The sequence below is a fragment of the Mycobacterium sp. NGS16 genome, from assembly GCF_059813225.1.
Genome location: NZ_JCALEE010000002.1, coordinates 666531 through 685343 on the forward strand (window position 1 = coordinate 666531; position 18813 = coordinate 685343).

General features: G+C 68.0%; 20 protein-coding genes. 6 read left to right on the forward strand and 14 right to left on the reverse strand.

Annotated features, from left to right (window positions below):
- The gene (locus tag AC5Y4Q_RS08880) at window positions 1–666 is read left to right on the forward strand and encodes a YoaK family protein (protein ID WP_499958671.1); all 666 of its coding nucleotides are present in this window, start codon (window positions 1–3) and stop codon (window positions 664–666) included.
- Window positions 667–722: 56 nt separating this feature from the next.
- On the opposite strand, the gene AC5Y4Q_RS08885 is transcribed toward AC5Y4Q_RS08880, so the two are convergent.
- From AC5Y4Q_RS08885 to AC5Y4Q_RS08930, 10 genes are all read right to left on the reverse strand, one after another.
- The gene (locus AC5Y4Q_RS08885; RefSeq protein ID WP_499958673.1) at window positions 723–1550 is read right to left on the reverse strand and encodes a mannan-binding family protein; all 828 of its coding nucleotides are present in this window, start codon (window positions 1548–1550) and stop codon (window positions 723–725) included.
- A gap of 10 nt (window positions 1551–1560) precedes the next feature.
- Window positions 1561–2169: an Rv1363c family protein gene (locus tag AC5Y4Q_RS08890; protein WP_064921072.1), complete on the reverse strand. Its 609-nt coding sequence runs from the start codon at window positions 2167–2169 to the stop codon at window positions 1561–1563.
- 19 nt (window positions 2170–2188) lie between these two features.
- On the reverse strand, window positions 2189–3439 hold the full coding sequence (locus tag AC5Y4Q_RS08895; protein ID WP_125226039.1) for an MlaD family protein: 1251 nt from the start codon (window positions 3437–3439) through the stop codon (window positions 2189–2191).
- On the reverse strand, window positions 3436–4647 hold the full coding sequence (locus AC5Y4Q_RS08900; protein WP_125226038.1) for an MCE family protein: 1212 nt from the start codon (window positions 4645–4647) through the stop codon (window positions 3436–3438). Before AC5Y4Q_RS08900 ends, AC5Y4Q_RS08895 begins: the two co-directional genes overlap by 4 nt.
- Before the next feature lie 38 nt (window positions 4648–4685).
- Window positions 4686–5771 carry an MCE family protein gene (locus AC5Y4Q_RS08905; RefSeq protein ID WP_064921108.1) on the reverse strand — a complete coding sequence of 362 codons (1086 nt, stop codon included), beginning with the start codon at window positions 5769–5771 and terminating at the stop codon, window positions 4686–4688.
- Window positions 5772–5863: 92 nt separating this feature from the next.
- Window positions 5864–6913: an MCE family protein gene (locus AC5Y4Q_RS08910; protein ID WP_064921070.1), complete on the reverse strand. Its 1050-nt coding sequence runs from the start codon at window positions 6911–6913 to the stop codon at window positions 5864–5866.
- Window positions 6906–7997, reverse strand: coding sequence for an MlaD family protein (locus tag AC5Y4Q_RS08915; RefSeq protein ID WP_064921069.1), 1092 nt, complete (start codon window positions 7995–7997; stop codon window positions 6906–6908). The genes AC5Y4Q_RS08910 and AC5Y4Q_RS08915 overlap by 8 nt, the downstream gene beginning before the upstream one ends.
- Window positions 7994–9574 carry an MlaD family protein gene (locus AC5Y4Q_RS08920; protein ID WP_499958676.1) on the reverse strand — a complete coding sequence of 527 codons (1581 nt, stop codon included), beginning with the start codon at window positions 9572–9574 and terminating at the stop codon, window positions 7994–7996. Before AC5Y4Q_RS08920 ends, AC5Y4Q_RS08915 begins: the two co-directional genes overlap by 4 nt.
- Window positions 9574–10431, reverse strand: coding sequence for an ABC transporter permease (locus AC5Y4Q_RS08925; protein ID WP_064921067.1), 858 nt, complete (start codon window positions 10429–10431; stop codon window positions 9574–9576). The genes AC5Y4Q_RS08920 and AC5Y4Q_RS08925 overlap by 1 nt, the downstream gene beginning before the upstream one ends.
- Before the next feature lie 3 nt (window positions 10432–10434).
- Window positions 10435–11304 carry an MlaE family ABC transporter permease gene (locus AC5Y4Q_RS08930; protein ID WP_064921066.1) on the reverse strand — a complete coding sequence of 290 codons (870 nt, stop codon included), beginning with the start codon at window positions 11302–11304 and terminating at the stop codon, window positions 10435–10437.
- Window positions 11305–11673: 369 nt separating this feature from the next.
- Between AC5Y4Q_RS08930 and AC5Y4Q_RS08935 the strand changes: the two genes are divergently transcribed.
- Window positions 11674–12267: a hypothetical protein gene (locus tag AC5Y4Q_RS08935; protein ID WP_064921107.1), complete on the forward strand. Its 594-nt coding sequence runs from the start codon at window positions 11674–11676 to the stop codon at window positions 12265–12267.
- 36 nt (window positions 12268–12303) lie between these two features.
- On the forward strand, window positions 12304–12891 hold the full coding sequence (locus tag AC5Y4Q_RS08940) for an Rv1363c family protein (RefSeq protein ID WP_065018845.1): 588 nt from the start codon (window positions 12304–12306) through the stop codon (window positions 12889–12891).
- 18 nt (window positions 12892–12909) lie between these two features.
- On the opposite strand, the gene AC5Y4Q_RS08945 is transcribed toward AC5Y4Q_RS08940, so the two are convergent.
- Both AC5Y4Q_RS08945 and AC5Y4Q_RS08950 read right to left on the reverse strand, forming a co-directional pair.
- Window positions 12910–13998, reverse strand: a complete 1089-nt coding sequence (locus tag AC5Y4Q_RS08945; RefSeq protein ID WP_064921065.1) for a phosphodiester glycosidase family protein — start codon at window positions 13996–13998, stop codon at window positions 12910–12912.
- A 121-nt stretch (window positions 13999–14119) separates the two neighbouring features.
- The gene (locus tag AC5Y4Q_RS08950; RefSeq protein WP_125225972.1) at window positions 14120–14842 is read right to left on the reverse strand and encodes a pirin family protein; all 723 of its coding nucleotides are present in this window, start codon (window positions 14840–14842) and stop codon (window positions 14120–14122) included.
- A gap of 99 nt (window positions 14843–14941) precedes the next feature.
- Here AC5Y4Q_RS08950 and AC5Y4Q_RS08955 point away from each other — a divergent pair, with 99 nt between their 5' ends.
- Complete coding sequence (locus tag AC5Y4Q_RS08955; protein WP_165604272.1) at window positions 14942–15112, forward strand: hypothetical protein; 171 nt, start codon at window positions 14942–14944, stop codon at window positions 15110–15112.
- Window positions 15113–15124: 12 nt separating this feature from the next.
- On the forward strand, window positions 15125–15964 hold the full coding sequence (locus AC5Y4Q_RS08960) for an SDR family oxidoreductase (protein ID WP_064921063.1): 840 nt from the start codon (window positions 15125–15127) through the stop codon (window positions 15962–15964).
- Here the strand turns inward: AC5Y4Q_RS08960 and AC5Y4Q_RS08965 are convergent, their stop codons facing one another.
- Both AC5Y4Q_RS08965 and AC5Y4Q_RS08970 read right to left on the reverse strand, forming a co-directional pair.
- Window positions 15965–17089: an NDMA-dependent alcohol dehydrogenase gene (locus tag AC5Y4Q_RS08965; protein WP_064921062.1), complete on the reverse strand. Its 1125-nt coding sequence runs from the start codon at window positions 17087–17089 to the stop codon at window positions 15965–15967. It abuts the gene before it with no gap.
- Between the two features lie 83 nt (window positions 17090–17172).
- Window positions 17173–17913, reverse strand: a complete 741-nt coding sequence (locus AC5Y4Q_RS08970; protein ID WP_064921061.1) for a glucose 1-dehydrogenase — start codon at window positions 17911–17913, stop codon at window positions 17173–17175.
- Between the two features lie 48 nt (window positions 17914–17961).
- Here AC5Y4Q_RS08970 and AC5Y4Q_RS08975 point away from each other — a divergent pair, with 48 nt between their 5' ends.
- A complete protein-coding gene (locus tag AC5Y4Q_RS08975; protein WP_064921106.1) occupies window positions 17962–18801 on the forward strand; it encodes an alpha/beta hydrolase in 840 nt (279 codons plus the stop codon).
- Window positions 18802–18813 lie beyond the last annotated feature (12 nt).

An 18813-nucleotide genomic window follows, 5' to 3' on the forward strand; every position in this document is an offset into this window, starting at 1 on the left:
ATGGCTGTCGTGTCGCCGCTGTCGCAACGGCGCACGATGGTGGCATTGCTGCTGTTGACCTTTGCCACCGGCGTGGTCGACGGGGTCAGCGTATTGGTGCTCGGGCGCGTGTTCGTGGCCAATATGACCGGCAACGCGATCTTTCTGGGCTTCTTGTTCGTCGCCCACACCGGCATCGACCTGACTGCCGCAGCGGTCGCGGTCGGCGGCTTCCTGCTCGGTGCGATCATCGGCGGTCGCCTGGTGCGGTGCCTGGGCGAGCGTTCTCGAACCTGGGTCACCACCGCCCTGGGCACCGAGGTGGTCTTGCTGCTGGTGCTGCCCGCGCTGGCCGGCGCCGGTGTGCTGAACTACGAGGACGCCAGCAAGCTGGTTCTGATCGTCGGCCTCGCGGTGGCCTTCGGCGTGCAGAACTCGACCGCGCGCCAGTTCGGCATCCAGGAGCTCTACACCACCGTGCTCACTTCGACCATCGTCGGTATCGGGTTGGACAGCAGGCTGGCCGGCGGCACCGGCCAGCGCGAAAAGCTGCGCTACGGAGTGGTGTTGACGATGATCGCCGGCGCCGTCGTCGGAGCGACGCTGACGCATGCCTTCGTGGCGCCGGTGATCGCCCTGGCCGCGGCCGTGGTCTTGGCGAGCCTGCTGCTGTTCCGCTACGGCTAAGGGAAATCACCTGCGCGGGTGCAATCTCGGCGAACGGCAGGCGGGCAGCTTCCGCACTATTGTTGCGGCGGTCCCAGCGCCGCCTCTCCTTCGTCGACGCTGGCTGAACCGCCGTACTCCGGACGCAGGATCGAACGCAGCGCCGACAGCGGGATGTGCGCCTGGACGTTGCCGCCGTCCATGTACCACTGCATCTGGTTGTACTGGATCGGCGAATCATGGCTCACCGGATAGTCAGGCATGTAGAGGATCAGCTCATCGGGGGTCAGCGCCCACGACCGGTAGCCGCCGGAGAACACCTTGTCCGGAGTGAAGCGTTCCGGCACGAAGGGGTAATCACCGGGCCGGTGTTCCCAGAACGCCCGGTCGAGTGCCTCGATGATGTACGGCTCGCCCAGCTGGGGGATGGTCGCAAGCGGATCCACTCCCGGCCTGGTGATGTCGGCCAGCTGCAGTTGGCGGCCGCCGGCCATATCGAAGGTGAAGGTGCGGTAGGCGTTGTTGATGTACGGACCGTCGGAGTGATAGTCCTCGTGGAAGACCACCGAAAGCGCGTTGCCGTGCTGGAAGATCTCGAAATTCTCGTTGCCCCAACTGTCGGCCACCATCGAAGCGCCCTTGGTGCGCCAGTTGGTGAACAACTTCGACAGGTAGTCACGGATCGGCGGTCCGGCCACCGGGTGATCCACCAGATCCCCGGGCACCGCCATCCGGATATAGCGGGTAGCCAGCCGCTCGGAGTGCACGTCGGTGCTGCAGAAGTGCCCGTCCCAGTCGCCGCCCAGCCCGCTGCAGAACGACGGCGCCGACGCACCGGCCAGCGGGGCCGCGCACACCGTCAGCACCGCCGCCGCTATACCCGCCGATAGCCGCGTCGCCCACATAGCCTGCCTCCTACGGCAATTCGACCTTGCTCGCCAGCCACCGGCCGTCGACCTTCTGCATCGTCATCTTCATCCGGCTACGGTCCACCCGCGGGTCGGGGCGGGTGGTGTTGGTGACCGTCTGATCGACCATCAGCAACACCACCACCTTGTCGGTGGATCCGCTCTGCACCGCCGAGTCCACCACCTTGCCTTGCGCTGACGCCTTGTTGTCGATCAGCAGTTGGCGCAGCTGCACGCTGGCCTTGGTGTAGGTGTCCTTGAAATCCCCGGTCGCACCGTTGAGCACCGCGGCAAAATCGTCGTCTACTCGGTCGGAGTCGATGCTGGTCAACACCTGGGCGTAGTCCTCCGCGGCCCGTTGCCCGGCCGCCGCAGCGGCGGAAACCCGATGCTGTTGCCACAGCTGCCAGCCCAGCCCGCCGGCGAGGCCGAACACCACCAGGTAGGCGGCGGCCATACCCCAGGTCGCCAGTGCCGCCCGCGGTTTCCGCGGGGGCGGCGCCGCAGCGACCGGCGCCGCGGCGGCGTCGGCGGCCTGTTCGACGGCGGTCGACTCCGGCTCCTGCGCGGTCGATTCCACGTCTTGGGTGCTGTCCGGCTTCTTGGCGGTGCTCACCGCGGCGTCTCCTTGAACATCAGCGTGGCGGATCGATCAACAGCGGCGGCCCGCCGTACTCGAGCGGAATCGTGTAGCGGCCCTTGGGGGTTGGATCGGTGGTCGCGGCCAGGTCGGCTCCGGGCGGCGGACCCGCGGTGTCGTCGCCCGGCGGGCGCGGCGCATTGTGGGCGCCCCGCACCAACACCGACTGGTCGGTGTCGCGGCAGTAGCCGTACAGGAACGGTTCGGGGAAGTCCGCTGCCGACGGGTTGCGCCGCGGCGTCCCGTAGTCGCAGGTGTAGCGCGGGTAGATGTCGACGGTCGCCCACATCCCGTCCTCGTGGATGGCCGAGCTGAGCGCCTCCACCGTCGAACCCCGGTAGTTGGGGAACAGCGCGTTGAGCGCCGGTGTCCGCACATAGAGCAGCTGCGCCGTGGTGACCAGGTTGCCCAGCAGCCCGACCATGGTGTCGGAGTTGTCGTCGAAGAGGCCGTCGACCGACGACAGCATCGCCGGTGACTGATCGACCAGTTGCCGGTAGCCGCCGATCATCGGGTTGACGCCTTTGAGCACCTTGTCGATGTTGTCCGACGTCGCGGCCAGACCGTTGTTGACGTCGCTGAGCATGGTCAGCACTACCCGGCTGGTCTTCAACAGGCTCACCGTCTGCGGCAGAACCGAATCCAGGGTGGACAGCAGGAAGGTACCGCCGTCGACGATGTCGGTGAGCTTGCGCGGGCCGTCCTCGGAGAGGCTGAGTTCCTTCTTGATCAGATCGAGCTTGCGCGGGTCGGTCTGGGCCAGCATGCCGTCGGCGTCGGCCAGCAGCTGCGAGATCGGGATCGGCGTGGTCGCCTGATCGCGGGCGACCACGCTGCCGCCGGACAGGAACGGGCCGGTGTTCGATGGCGGCTCGAAGTCGATGTACTGCTCGCCGGCGGCCGACAGACCGGAGACCCGCACCGTGCTGGCCGCCGGGATCTTGACCGTCGAGGAGATGTTGGCGACCGCGTCGACCCCGTTCGGCGTGACCCGCAACGATTCGATCCGGCCCACCGGTACCCCGCGCACCGACACGTCCTGGTTGGCCAGCAACCCGCCGGAATCCGGCAGCGCGATCGTGATCTGGTAGGTCGAGCGCGCCGGATTCACCTGCAGTGCCCCGACGAGCAGGTAAGCGGTCGCCACTACCAGTGTCATCGCCAATGCGAGCCCGGACAGCAGGTTCTTGCGCCGGTACCCGGCGCGAACCAATGCGACGATGCGCCGGCTGAGTGCCTCGATCATGGTGTCGGCCCCGGTGTCGGCGGTCCGGGTTCGGCACCGGCCAACTCGGCTTCCGCCGGGGTCGGGGGTATCGGCGGACCGACCGCCGTCCACGGCGCCTGCCCCATGTCGGAGTCCGGGCCACGCCCCACCACGCGTTCTTGCAGCCGCCACAGCGCGTACTTGATCGAGCCGGCCATCTTGGCCCAGTCGTAGCGCTTCGGGCCGTGAAACGCCGGGTCGCCCTTGAACCCGGCATCGGGCATCGAACCCCACACCAGGCGGTCGATGCTGGCGTGCACCGAAACACCCGAGCCGACCGTCATTTTGACGATCGGTGCGACCAGCCGGTTCAGGGCGTACAGGCTGGTGTCGGGATCGGTGGCCACGTCGTTCCACGCGCCGGCGACCGTGTTGGCGTCCTTGATGAAACTGTGCCCGGAGTCGTCGGTCCCGGCGATCGAGGGGAACCGGGCCAGCTGCCGGCTGGTCGCGCCCAGTTGCTCGACCAGGTCGGCGAGCTGGCTGGTGTTGTCCACCAGGGTGTCGGTCGCCGGACCCGCGGCGTTGAGGACGTCGGTGAGCGCGGCGCTGCGCGCATCGAGCTGGTCGGCGAGTCTGCTGGTCTCGCGCAGCGCCGTCTCGATCTCGCCGGAGCGGGCGTTGAGTTTCGTCAGCAGTTCATTGGACTGGTTGATCAGTTTTCCGAACGCCTTGCCCTGGTCGCCGGTCGCCTTCCCGGCTCCGTTGACGATATTGGTGAAGTTCTGCACCGCGCCGCCGTTCACCAGCAGCGCCGCCGAGCTCAGCACCGACTCCACGGTGGCCGCCGACGCGGTGGACTCCAGCCCGATGGTGTCGCCGTTTTTCAGCAGCGGCGCCGACGGGTCGAGGGGCACCGGCGGCTTGATCGCCACGAACACATCACCCAGCGGTGTCGCCGAACGCAATTCCGCGGTGCTGCCCACCGGAATCCGGGCACCGTCCATGATGCGCAGCGTGGTGACCGCGGTGTAGTTGCGGGCCGCCATCGACTCCATCTGGCCGATGTCGGCACCGGAGAGCTTGACCTTGGCGTGCCCGGGCAGGTTCAGCGCGTTGGCGAACACCGCGGTGATCAGGTAGCCCCCGCTGCCGATGCCCGGCGCCGGCAGCGGCAGGCTGTTCAGGCCACTGGTGCCGCAACCCGCCGCCGACGAGGCGATGACCGCGCTGCACAGCAGTGCCATCGCTGCCTTGGGTCCCCGTCTGCGTCGTAGTCTCACGTCTACTGCCCCATCATCGAAAGGCCGTCGAGGACGTAGGTGAGGCCGAAGTCCGGCCCGTAGTCGGCCAAAGTCCCGGTTCCGCAACCCAGTTGACGGAGGTGCATCATGTTGCACAGCTCCTTGGTGCTTTGGCTGTCGACGAGAATCTTGTCGGCCAGGGCGTGCAGGCGGACCGCTCCGTTGTTGGTGTCGACGGCGTTGTAGATGTTCTCCAAGGTCAGCGGCAGCAGGTTGATGAGCTCGGCCAGGTCGCGCTGCTTCTCCACCAGGGTGGTCACCGCGGTGTCGCCGTTGAGGACGGCATGCTTGAGGTGGTCGCGATTGGCCTGCAGCAGCGTCGTCGCCTGGGTGACGATCTCGTTGAACTTGCGGCCGGTACGCCCGGTCCCGAAATCCTCGTTGGCCAGCATCTGACTCAACTGGCGTGTGGTGGAACCGAATTGGCGCAACTTCGCGTCATTGCGAGCCGCCGCGTCCATCAGCGAGCTGAGGTTGGTGATGATCGTGGTCAACTGATCACCGGTCGCCTCGCCGCGGTCGGAGCTCAGTTGTAGGGCTCGCGACAACTCGCTCAGCGCGGATTTGATCTTTTCGCCGTTGCCGTCGGCGATATCGGCGCCGGCGTTGATCACATCGGCTACCGGGCCATTGCCTTTGCCGTCGCCGCCGAGCGATTTGGAGACCTTGTCGAGCATGTCCAGCACGCGATCGAATGCCACCGGTGTCCGGGTGCGGTTCAGCCCGATGGTGGTGCGGTCGGCCAGCACCGGGCCGCCCGCATACGCCGGGGTCAGCTCGATCTGCCGCGCGGTGAGGATCGAGGTGTTGATGGTCACGGCGTGCACGTCGGCGGGGATCTTCACATCGCGGTCGACGGTGAACTCGGCCTCGACGTATCCCCCCTTCGGGGTGACCTTCTTGACCTTGCCCACCGGCATCCCGAGCACCGCCACCACGTTGCCCTCGTATAGCCCTGCGGCGCTGTCGAATTGGGCCGTGACCGTGATGTGCCCGCCGAACGGGCTCAGGTAGTAGGCCGCGGCGGCGGCGACGATCAGAGCCCCGGCGATCAGGGCGGCGAGCATCGCCCGGACGCGGCGCCGGCCGGTGCCGGCGTCGCCGTTACCGTTGCCCGGTTCTTCTATCGGCTCGTCGGCGAGGACGGCCGGTGCCGCGCTCATTTGCAGTCCTTGAAGTACTCGATCATGCCGAACTGCTTGGCGCGGCCGCTGATCGCGCACATCCACGAGTCGATCGCGATGCCGTTGCCGGCGAAGAACTCGATACCGGGGCCGTAGCCGGTGGCGTTGGTCAGGCCCCGCAGGGGCGGCGGCGCGGACTGGATCAGGCTGCGCAGCAGATCGTCATGCTGGCCGAGCATGTCCGACAGCGAACGCAGGTTGACCAGCATGTCGTCGAGCATCACCCGGTCGTTGACCACGACGTTGTTCAGGTTGCCGGTCAGATTGGTCAGCGCAGCCAGCATGGCGTGGAAGGTGTTCTGCCGCGCCACCAGTTCCCCGATGAAATCCTGGCCCTGGTCGACGAGGTTTCCCAGGCTGGTCTGCTGGTTGCGCAGGGTGGTGGCCACCCGCTGGGTGCTGGCGAGCAGGGTGCCGAGCTGATCGCGCCGGTCGGCGGTGATCTTGGACAGCGCGTGCAGATTGGCCATCGCTTGCGGAATCACCGGCGGGAGCCCGCTCAATTGTTGGCCGAGTACGGCTAGGGACTGCCCGAACTGGTCGGAGTCGACCTGGTCGAACGTGGTGGTGGCGTCCTCCAGCAGCGACTCCAGGGAGTAGGGCACCTCGGTGTGGGCGAGGGTGATCCGTTTGCCCGGCAGCGAGCCGGGGCCGTCGGGCTCCAACCGCAGATAGCGCGAGCCCAGAATGGTCATCACCTGGATCGTCGCCCGGGTGTCCTTGCCCAGCGGGATGTCATTGCGCACCGTCAGGCCGGCTTCGACATGGTCACCGGCCAGCCGCATGCTCGATACTCGGCCCACCTCGATGCCCGCGACCACGATCGGGTTGCCGGGGGCCAGTGCGGCGGCCTGGGCGAACTCCGCGGTGTAGCGCGTGTAGCCGAAGCCGAGCACCTTGACCAACAGTGCCGCGGCCACGACGACGGCCACCACGACCAGCGCCCCGAACCCCAGCCAGGTGGTGTTGTAGGACTCCAGCGGCCGCGTGCGCCAGTGACGGACGAACTTCAAGGCGCTACCCATCGGCGGTGTTCCTGCATCTCGGCGTGTGCCACGCCAGGTTCTCCCGGGTTATCGGGCGGGCATTGCCCGGGGTGGCCGCGTTGACGATGATCGTGGTGATGTCGTTGAAGCCGGGGAAGAAGCCGGTCGCATTCAGATCGCACAGGTAGGCGTTGCCGTAGGCGCCGTCTCCGAACGCCCGGCCCAGGCCCTTGAGCACCAGGGGCAGGTTGGCGCCGGTGAACGCCAGCTGCGGCTCGATCCCGGCCATGTGCTTGGTGAACCCGGGCTCCCGGTTGATCATCTCCTCCAGCGATCCGAATACCTCGTCGGCGATCGTCGAGAGCTGCCGGGTGACCTGGGCCAGGGAGCCGACCGAGGACTGCAGCGCCGGGCGGCGCGCGTCGAGGTCGGCGACCGCCGTGCGCGCCTGGGTCAGCGCATGGTCGAGCTGATCGTTCTGCTCGGCGATGGTGCCGGTCAGCTTGTTGAGGCTGGTGATGAGACCCCCGAGCACCTCGTCGCGTCCGGCCAGCGTTGCGGTCAGCGTCGACGACTGATCGACCAGTGCCGTGATCGACGCCCGGTCCCCCTGCAGGGACTGCAGCACACCCCGGGTCAGATCGTCGGCCTGTTTGGGGTTCAGCAGCGACATCAGCGGTTTGAAGCCGTTGAGCAGGGCGCCGACGTCGAAGGACGGTTCGGTGCGTTCGACGCCGAGCACGCTGCCGGGGGGCAGTACCGTCTCCTGGCCGGCGGGGCCACCGGCTTCGCCCAGCGACAGCCCGAGGTAGCGCTGCCCGATGATGTTCTGATACGTCACCGACGCGACGGTGTTGCCGTACAGCTTCTGGTCGCTTTGGACGATGAACGAGACCTTCGCCAGCTTCCCGTCCAGTTCGACCTTCTCGACCCGGCCCACCCGGACCCCGGCCATCCGGACGTCGTCGCCCTCGCGCAGCCCGTAGACGTCGGTGAACACCGCCGCGTAGGGCGTCGTCGCGCCGGCCACGTCACGGCGCAGCGTGGCATACACCAGCCAGGTCAACACCATCGAGATGACCATGAACAGGGACAGCCCGACCAAGGGGCCCCGGAATCTCACTTGTGGCCACCGCCTTTCGCCGGTGCCGGGACGAACGAGACCGCCGAGCCGCGCGCGACCGGACCGAGCAGCAGCTGGGTGGCCACCGAGGCCGGCTCGCTCTGACCGGTGACAAGCCCGGTGATCAGACCGAGCTGGTTGCGTTCGGTCTGACTGCCGACCGGCCCCACATTGCCGCCGAAGGACGCCGGCGCCGCCGGCTGCCACTCCGGGGCGTGCGGCTGGACCGGGATGATCGGGCTCGGCGGGGGCGGGGGAGCAGGGTCGAGCGGGTCGGCGGTGCTGGGCACCCGCGGGAAGGGCCCGGTCCACCACGGCAGCGGAGGGTTGGTGTCCTCGAGGCTGCGGTTGGGGTCGACCAGCGGCGGCCCGACGGCGCGCAGCTTCCCGTCGGGGCCGATCTCGGTGCCCGCCGGTGGCTCCAGGCCGGCGGGGAAGTTGTAGTTCTGCGGCAGCATGTTCTCGGGCAGCTCGGGGCGCACCGAGATCATCGGCGCGGTGAAGCAGCTCGGGCCCTTCACGTCGCCGTACTGCGGGCAGTCCGCTCGGGTGTAGGTGTGCATCGGGGTGAAGGACAGGTTGGCGCGCATGTTCCTGGTGACCAACTTGGGATCGTAGAGCTGGTCGAAGAACTTGTCGGAGAGCCGGTTGACCCGGGTGAAGATCGGAACAAACTTGTCGGCGTTGTTGGCCAGCACGCCGATGACGGGCGTGAGGTCATGGGTGATCTGGATCAGCTGATCGGTGTGGTTGTCGAGGGCTTCGCGGGTGACGCCGACGGTGTGCTGGCTGCCGGCGACCAACGAGGCCAGCTCGGCGCGCTTTTCGGCGAACGCTCGCATCGGCTCCACGGCCTGGTGCAGGGCGTCGACCAGGTCGGGGGCGCTTGCTTGCAGGCCGCGGGTGGCGTCGAGCAGCGCCGAGACCGTCGACGGGCCGGGCTCGGTGGCGACGATGCCGTTGAGCTGATCCAGCAGCCGCGACAGGTTCGCCCCGGCGCCCAGCAGCTTGACGCGCCGGTTGTCGGTGGCTGCGCCGACGGCGGCCAGGATGCCCAGGCTGTGGTCCTCGCGGCCGCGGCCGGTGGCGGCCAGGATGTCGCGGAGTTTGGAGATGGTGGTCTGGAAGATCACCGTCGACAGGTCACCGTTCTCGGGGATGTGCGTGCCGTCGCGAATCATCGACCCGCCGGCGGCGTCGGAGTCGACCAGCTGAATGGACGACACCGCGAAGACGTTCGACGGCACCACCAGGGCGGTCACCGAGGCCGGGATGTCCTTGGCGTAGCCGGGTTTGAGGTTGATGTGCACATAGTTGGGTTGGCCGTAGGCCGCCGGGATCACGTCGGTGACGCTGCCCACCAGCAGGCCGTGATACTTGACGTCGGACTGGGCGGGCAGCCCGTCGCCGACGTTGATCAGGTCGGCCACCACCCGCACGTAGTTGTTGAGCATGCCGGTGGACTTGGCCAGCAGGCCCGCGGTGGCCAGCGCGATCACGACGAGGACCGCGACCCCGGCGCCCAGCAGTTGGCGTTCGGAGGGCCCGCGCCCGTCGGTGTCGAGGGAGTTGCCCATCAGCCACCGAACCTTGCGCCGGCGTCGATGCTCCACAACGCCATGGTCAGCAGCATGTTGACCATGATCACGATCGTGATGGAGGCCCGCATGGCGCGGCCGGCGGCCACCCCGACACCTTCCGGCCCGCCGGAGGCGTAGAAGCCGTAGTAACACTGCACGGTGGAGGCCAGCCACACGAACACCACACACTTGAGCACCGAGTAGACGATGTCCTTGCCGCTCAGCATCATCGTGAAGTAGTGCAGGTACGGGCCGATGGACCCGCCGCCGATGATGCCGGTGACCACCTGACAGGTCAGGTAGGTGATCGCCAGGCAGGCCACATACAGCGGGATCACCGCGATGGTCGCGGCCAGCAGCCGGGTGGTGACCAGGAACGGGATCGGGCGGATCGCGATCGAATCCAGCGCGTCGATCTCCTCGGCGATCCGCATCGCGCCGAGCTGCGCAGTGAACCGGCAGCCGGCCTGCATGGCAAACGCCAGCGACGCCATGATCGGCGCCAGCTCGCGGGTGTTGACCAACGAGGAGATGATCCCCGTCGCCGGTCCCAGGCCGAGCAGATTCAAGAAGTTATAGCCCTCGATCGCCACCAGCGCGCCGGCGGTGAAGCCGAGCACCACGGCCACCCCGGCGGTGCCCCCGCCGACCACGATGGAGCCGTTGCCCCAGGCGATATCGGAGAGCAGCCGCAGGAACTCCTTGCGATAGTGCCGCAGCACAGTCGGGACACCGGCCGCGGCGCGGCCGAAGAAAACCAGCATGTGGCCCAGCCGGATGGTGGGGCCGGATGCCATCCGGTAGGCGCGCAGCAGCGGACGCGCGATCGCCGGGACATACGGAGAGACGGTCATCTCTTACAGCCCCGTCCGCGGATACAGCACGTTGTAGAGCTCGCTGATGGCGACGTTGACGATCATCAGCACCAGGATCGCCTCGACCACCGAAGCGTTCACCGAGTTGGCCACCCCGGCCGGCCCGCCCCGGGTGGACAGTCCCTTCTGGCAGGACACCACCGCGACGATCGCGCCGTAGACCACCGCCTTGATCAGCGCGACGATCATGTCGCCGGTGGTGGCGAACGAGGAGAATGTCGCCACGAAGCTGCCGGGCGCACCCTTCTGGAAGTAGACGTTGAACAGGTAGCTGGCCAAAAAGCCGACGAAGCAGGTGATCCCGGTCAGCGCGACGCCGATCATGATGGCCGCGCCGAAGCGCGGGACCACCAGGCGGCGGATCACCGAGACGCCCATCACCTCCATGGCGTCGGTCTCCTCCCGCATGGTGCGCGAGCCCAGATCGGCGGTGATGGCCGAGCCGACCGCGGCGGCCATCAGCATCGCCGCCACCAGCGAGGCGGCTTGGCGGATGACGGCCAGCCCGGCGGCCGCGCCGGCCAGTGAGGTCGCCCCGACCTGGTTGGCCAGCAGCGCGAACTGAATCGACAGCGTCACCCCGATCGGCAGCGCCACCAGGATCGTCGGCAGCACCGCGGTGTTGGCCATGAACGCGGCCTGCCGGACGAACTCGCCCCACTGGAACCGGCCGCTGAACAGGTCGGTGAAGAAGTACTGCACGGTGCGCACCGCCAGCACGCACTGTTCACCGACGGTGGTCAGCGCGGCCAGCGGGTGGCGCTGGACGTAGCCGACCGCCCAGTCCTCGATGGCGGCGACCCCGTCGAGGGGCGCCTCCTCGGCGAATTCCCGTTCGTCCTGGGTAGTCATCGGTCGCCGATCATGCACTTGTGGTCACCGAACGCCGACAATTCCACGCTGGTCCGATGATCCATGGCGGACATGGTAGCCACCGTTCTTACTCCAAGGTAGGGTTCGGCGATTCCGGCGCCAACGGGTGAAGGAACCGGTGGGAGGTGCACCGCGACGGTCCGAAGAGAACTCATCAGACGTCAGCGCGGCCTTTCATCCGGTCATGATGTCGGACACCACGGCCCGGCAGGGGCGCTTCGGCCAACATGACTCGGGTTATGGCCGGGTTACTCACCGGTAGCAGCGATTTCGCCGATTCAGCGCCCCGCCCGCGGCGGCGGTGGCGATACTCGACGCTGGAGAACGGCCGAGCGCGGGGAGATGCCGATGCGGAGATGGTGGGCGGGGATCGCCGCCGGCGTGACGGCGGCCGCGACGGCAACCGGGGTCCTGGCGGCGCCGGGATCCGCCGTCGCCGACCCCGACCAGCCGCCCGCGCTTCCGGTGTTCACGCCCACTCCCACCGACTGGTCGCCGCATATGGACTTTTGGCCGTACAACACGTTCACCTACCAGGTCACCCCCGAGATGATCGGCGGCATGTCGGACTCGTGCCAGTGGTTCAACGCGCAGTTCGACCCGTTGCTGGGCCAGATCAACGCCTTCAACCGCAGCCTGGGCGCCCACCACGACGTCTACGCCGAAGTGCAACCGCAGGCCGATGCAGTGGTGGCCAACATCGACCGGTCGACCGGTTTCCTGGGGCCGCGGCTGCAGCCGCTGACAATCCGCAACACCCCCGACAACTACGGGCCGTATTCCCCGATCTACGGCGGCGAGCAGCTGACCGGGGTGCTGTTCCAGTTGTCCCGCATCGCCGACAGCATGCGCAAGAAGCAGCCGGCCGGCTTCACTCGTCCCCATATCGATTCCGCCGCCGGGTGGGGCGACGCGTTGCGGAATTCCGGGGCCTGCACCTGAGCGCCCGCCGCTGCGGGCTGCGGTAGGTTCGGTCACGTGTCGGAGCAGACGGATTCGGCCGATGATCACGTCGAAGCTGCGGTCGAAGACGATGCCGTCGTCGAAACGGCAACCGACGAACCGCAGCCGGTCGATGCTGATGCCGGCCCGCGCGGGTCGCGGCGGCGGTGGATCGCCGCGGCGGTGTTGGGACTCGGCCTGATCGGCGCGGGCTACGAGGGCTGGCTACTGTTCGCGCATCATCAGCGCGCGGTGGCCGCCGCGCAGGCGCTCGACGCCGCCGAGAAGTACACCCTGGTGCTGACCGGGGTGGACCCGGGCGCGATCGACAAGAACTTCGCCGAGGTCCTCGACGGGGCCACCGGCGAATTCAAGAACATGTATGCCGCCTCCAGCGAGCAGCTGCGCCAACTGCTGATCGACAACAAGGCCGCCGCGCACGGCACCGTCATCGACGCCGCGGTCAAGTCCGCGGCCAAGAACAAGGTCGAGGTGATGCTGTTCATCGATCAGTCGGTGAGCAACAAGGCCTCTCCGGAGCCGAAGCTCGACCGCAGTCGCATCGTGATGACGATGGAGAAGGTGAACGGCCGCTGGCTGGCCGCCAAGGTCGACATGCCCTGAAATGGCAGCAGCCTGCCGTTAATTGAACGCCAACCAGCTGGGCAGCGCTCGTTCGTGGGCATCGCACAGCACCTGGGCGGTGTCGCACGACCCGCGCGGTACCCCGGCACCGGTCCACATGCCGCCGGCGTCGCGGCGCAGCACGACCGCCGACGACGAACCGCCGTCGAGCAGGACGGCGTGATCGCTGCCCAGGCCGCGGAACAGGTCCTGCATGTTGTCCGGGGTGTAGTGCCCGCCCTGGAAGATGTACATCTCGTCCTTGGCCCGCGAATAGCCCAGCGCGGTGCGCGCCGCGCTGGGCCCGCCGTCGTTGAGTTGCCCGGTGACGCCGGGCGCCAGCAGACCCAGCCCGCTCACCGCGACGAACCGGTCCCCGCGTTCCACCAGGCCGGTGACCGTGGGGCCGGCCGCGTCGTAGTCCCCGCCGTCGCGGCCGCCGCGCGGCCACAACACATACGGTGCACCGCGGGTCGGCAGGATCATCGTGGTCAGCGTCGACCAGTGCTCATTGCCGCCGGACAGTCCCTGCTTGCCGGCGTAGGGGATGGTGCCGGTGACCGCGACATTGGCCCGGCCCTTGCCGCGGGTGTTGTCCACGTAGACGCCCAGCGGTGAACTGCACTTGGTGGTCCGCCAGGAGCCGCCGCGCTGGCCGCGGATGTCGAAGAAGTTGGCGTTGATCGCCACCATCGGCCGGCCCAGCGCCTGCCAGGCCTGCAGCGGGGTGTACAGCTCCGAGGCTTGCAACAGGCCCTCGCCGGTGCGGGCCCGCGGATCGCGTTCGCAGCGGCTCTGCACGCCGCTGTGACTGTCGACCAGCAGGTGCGGCTCGATGCGCTGCGAGGCCGCCTTGAGCACGACCAGGTGCCCGCCGCCGGACATCTCATACCAGTCGCCGGCGGCGTTGAGCATCGGCGCGGGATGCCCGGCGCCGAAGTTGTAGACCACGTAGGAGCCCGGGGTGCGGGCGATCGCGGCGGCCAACTGGTCCTGGGCGGCGGCCCGCGCAGTCGGCTGGCCGGGACCGATCGCCAGGGCGGCGCACAGCAGTACCGCGCTGCAGCCAGCCGCCAGCCGACGCGCGAAAGCCACTGGAGTCGACACTGTTTGTCCCTTCGGCTCCGTCCCGACTGACACCAAGTTCTGAGGCTAGCCACAGAAACCACCGGGGTAGCACGCCGTAATCGGACTGTGCCGCGTCGGTGCCGGATCGGTGACCCGATGATCAGCCGCCGAGCAGTGCGTGCATCTGCCAGATCAGGATCTCGGCCGGCGCTGCGGCGCGCACCCGTTGACCGCCACCGCCGGTGAGGCGGACCGCGTCACCGGCATCCAGCTCGCCGGCACCCTCCAGGTCGGCCCGGCCGAGCGCGACGAATAGGTGCACGTAAGGGGCGTCGGGCAATTCGACGCTGCCGCCGGGTTGCAGCCGGGCGGCGTACAGCGTGGCGTCGGCGTTGCCGATGGTGATCGCCGCCGCCGGGTCCCTGCCGGAGGCGACGGTGACAAGACCACCGCCGGCCAGCGCGTCGCCGATCTCCTCCTGTTGATAACCCGGGGTGCGTCCCGGGGTGTCGGGCATGATCCACATCTGAACGAAATGCACGGGCGCACTGTCTGATTCGTTGCGCTCCGAATGCGCGATGCCGGTGCCGGCCGACATGCGCTGGGCCAGCCCGGGGCGGATCACCCCCGAGTTTCCGAGCGAATCGCGGTGGGTCAACTCGCCCGACAGCACCCAGGTGACGATCTCGGCGTCGCGGTGCGGGTGGGTGGCAAACCCCGAAGCCGGGTCCACGATGTCGTCGTTGTTGACCAGCAGCAGCCCGTGGTGGGTGTTGTCCGGGTCGTAGTAGTCGTTGAACGAGAACGAATGCCGCGAGGTCAACCACGGTGCCCGGGTGACCGCCCGGTCGGCGGCCCGCCGCACATCGAGCACGCCGGTCATGACCACCAAGGCTAGCGCGTGCCCGATGATTACCTTCCCCGCTCTTCGGGTACGCGCTGCAGGCGGCAATCCGTTCGACAAGCAGGCAGGTGATCCGCGATGGAACGTGAAAGCGCAAAACACAGCCCGCGGGAAGACGACCAGCTCAAGGCCGAACTACGCGGCACGCTGCAAGGCAATCGACCCAGCAGGGTCGAGGAATGGCGCGACCCGGAGCCCCCGGCTGATGACGACCCCGACATGGCCGGCCCTCGCCGCGGCCCTCAGTAGGAAGGGCCGCCGATGGGTTTTCCCGAACAGCAGCAGTCTCCGCCCGGGGTCCAGAGCCAGATGCGGCCGGTCCCCGACTGCGGCGAAACCAGCTATCAGGGCTCCGCCAAGCTGGCCGGCAAACGCGCGGTCATCACCGGCGGCGACAGCGGCATCGGCCGTGCCGTGGCGATCGCGTTCGCGCGCGAGGGCGCCGACGTGCTCATCGCTTACCTCGATGAGGATGAGGACGCCCGCGACACCGCCCGCTACGTCGAAGACGCGGGCCGCAAATGCGTGCTGGTCCGCGGCGATCTGTCCGACCCGAAGCACTGCCGGGATGTCGTCGACCGCGCGGCCGCAGCGTTCGGCGGTATCGATGTGCTGGTCAACAACGCCGCCTATCAGATGAGTCATCCCAGCATCGACGAGATCAGCGACGAGGAATGGGACTACACCTTTCGGCTCAACATCGGGGCCTACTTCTACCTGGTCAAGGCGGCACTGCCGCATATGGGCGCCGGCTCGTCGATTATCGGCAGTTCCTCGGTCAACTCCGACACCCCCAACCCCACGCTGGCCCCGTACGCGGCGACCAAAGCGGCGATCGCGAACTTCTCGGCGAGTCTTGCTCAGCTGCTCGGCGAGCGGGGAATCCGGGTGAACAGTGTTGCGCCGGGCCCGATCTGGACTCCACTGATTCCGTCGACCCTGCCGCCGGATGCCGTCGCGTCCTTCGGCGACAACGTGCCGCTGGGCCGCGCCGGCCAACCGGCCGAACTCGCGTCCAGCTACGTGCTGCTGGCCTCCGACGACGCCAGCTACATCTCCGGGGCGCGGCTGGCCGTCACCGGAGGCCGGCCGATCCTGTGACTACCAATCGGACTCGTCGAACGTGATGACGCCGCGAATGTTCTTGCCGTCGACCATGTCGGCATAGCCGTCGTTGATGTCCTCGAGCTTGTAGGTGGTGGTGATCATCTCGTCGATCTTGAGCAGCCCGGACTTGTAGAGGCCGACCAGCCGCGGCGTCTCGATGTGCGAGCTGCCGCCGCCGAAGATGTTGCCCTTCAACGTCTTCTGCAACATGGTGAACAGGAACAGGTTCAGCTTGACGTCGGCGTCGACCATCGAGCCCATGCCGGTGACCACGCAGGTGCCGGTCTTGGCGGTCAAGGTCAGCGCCTCTTCGATGTACTCGCCCTTCATGTCGCCGACCGCGATGATCACCTTGTCGGCCATCAGGCCCCAGGTCTCCTCCATGACCGGCATGATCGCCTCGGCCATCGAGGGATACACGTGGGTAGCGCCGAACTTGACGGCTTGGTCGCGCTTGAAGGCCACCGGGTCGATTGCGATGACGCGCCGTGCCCCGGACAGGACCGCGCCCTGCAGGGCACTCATGCCGATGCCGCCGACGCCGATGATGATGACGGTCTCGCCGGGCTTGACCTCGGCGACGTTGGTGGCCGAGCCGAACCCGGTGGGCACTGCGCAACCCATGATGGCCGCGGTCTCGAACGGCACGTCCTTGTCGATCTTGACCACGGAGTCCTGATGCACGGTCATGTAGGGCGCGAACGTGCCGAGCAGGTTCATCGGGGAGACCTCATGCGAACCGGCGTGGATCCGGTTGGTGCCGTCGGCGATGGCCTTGCCGCCGAGCAATACCGCTCCGCGATCACACAGCGAACGGAAGCCCTTCATGCACGGCGGGCAGGAGCCGCAGGCCGGGATGAAGGCCATCACGACGTGATCGCCCTCTTCCAGGCCGGTCACACCCTTGCCGACCTTGGTGATGACCCCGGCGCCCTCGTGGCCGCCGAGCGCCGGTAGGCCGATCGGGGTGGCTCCGGTGGTCAGGTGGTAGTCGGAGTGGCACATGCCCGCCGCGTGCATGCGGACCTGGACTTCGCCGTCAACCGGGTCGCCCAGCTCGATCTCGTCGACCCGCCACGGCGAGTTCAGCTCCCACAACAATGCGCCCTTGGTCTTCATGCGGGCGATCTTAGCCACTTCGCCGGAACGTGTTACAACACCGGCCCCCGGCACCCCGGTTGAACTGGACAAACAGTGGCTTATCAGCTCTTGTGCGGTATGCCCACGGACAGGCCGCCGTCGATGACCAGGTCGGCTCCGGTCATATAGGCCGACTCGTCGGAGGCCAGGAAAACCACCGCGGTGGAGACCTCGGCCGAACTGGCGCCGCGGCCCAGCGGTATCTGCAGGGAGTCATCGGGAATGGCAATCGTCATCCGGGTGCGGATCAGGCCGGGCAGCACACTGTTGATCCGGATGTTGTGCGGCGCCAACTCGACGGCGGCGGCCTTCGCCAGGCCGCGCACCGCCCACTTCGACGCGACGTAGCCGTGCAGCCCGGCGGTGCCGCGCATCCCCTCCACCGAGGAGATGTTGATGATGGATCCGCCGCCGGCCGACTTCATCGGTGCGACGGCTGCCTGCATGCCCAGCATGGTGCCGGTCAGGTTCACGTCGAGGACCTGTTGCCAGGCGGCGATGTCGAAGTTCTCCAGGGTGTTGTACTTGGCGATGCCGGCGTTGTTCACCAACACGTTGAGGCTGCCGAACTCCTCGATGGCGCTGTGCACCGCGGCCTGCCAGTCCTGGGCCTGGGTGACATCGAGGCGGACGAACCGCGCGGTGTCGGGCCCGAGTTCGTCGGCGAGCTTGGCGCCGTCGGCGTCGAGGATGTCGCCGATCACGATCTTCGCGCCTTCGGCGGCCAGGGCCCGGGCGTGTGCGGCGCCCATGCCCCGCGCGCCGCCGCTGATCAGCGCAACCTTGCCCTCGACTCGTCCCATGGCGCCTCAGGTTACCGGGGCCCGATGTTTGCCCGTTACGCTGCCCTGATGGCCGTCACCCACACCGAGCGAACCTTCGACGGTGTCCGAGGAGTGCGGATCGTCTACGACACCTGGACACCGGAAACGGCCCCGCGCGCCGTGGTGGTGCTCTCGCACGGCTTCGGTGAGCACGCCCGCCGTTACGACCACGTCGCGACACGGTTCGGCGACGCCGGACTGGTGACCTACGCCCTGGATCACCGCGGGCACGGCCGATCCGGCGGCAAGCGGGTGCTCTGCCGCGACATCGCCGAATACACCGGTGACTTCCACACGCTGGCGGGGATCGCCGCCCGCGAACACCCGGGACTGCCGCGCGTGGTGCTCGGCCACAGCATGGGTGGGGCGATCGTATTCAGCTACGGCGTCGACCGCCCCGACGACTACCAGCTGATGGTGCTGTCCGGGCCGGCGGTGGACATGGCGGCCACGGTATCGCCGCTGCTGGCGTTCGTCGCCAAAGCGCTCGGCGTCGTCGCCCCCGGCCTGCCGGTGGAGAAGCTCGACAGCAGCCAGGTGTCCCGCGATCCGGCGGTGGTGGCTGCCTATGACAACGATCCCCTGGTGCACCACGGCCGGGTGCCAGCCGGTGTGGCACGGGCGCTGATCCAGGTCGGCGAGACCATGCCGTCGCGGGCGGCCGCGCTCACGGCGCCGCTGCTGGTGGTGCACGGCGAGCAGGACGGCCTGATCCCCGTCGAGGGCAGCCGGAGGCTGGTCGAGAGTGTCGGGTCCGACGATGTGCGGCGGATCGTCTACCCGGATCTCTACCACGAGGTGTTCAACGAACCCGAGCGCGCGCAGGTGCTCGACGACGTGGTGGGCTGGATCGGCGCGCACCTGTGAATCGTCGTCGGC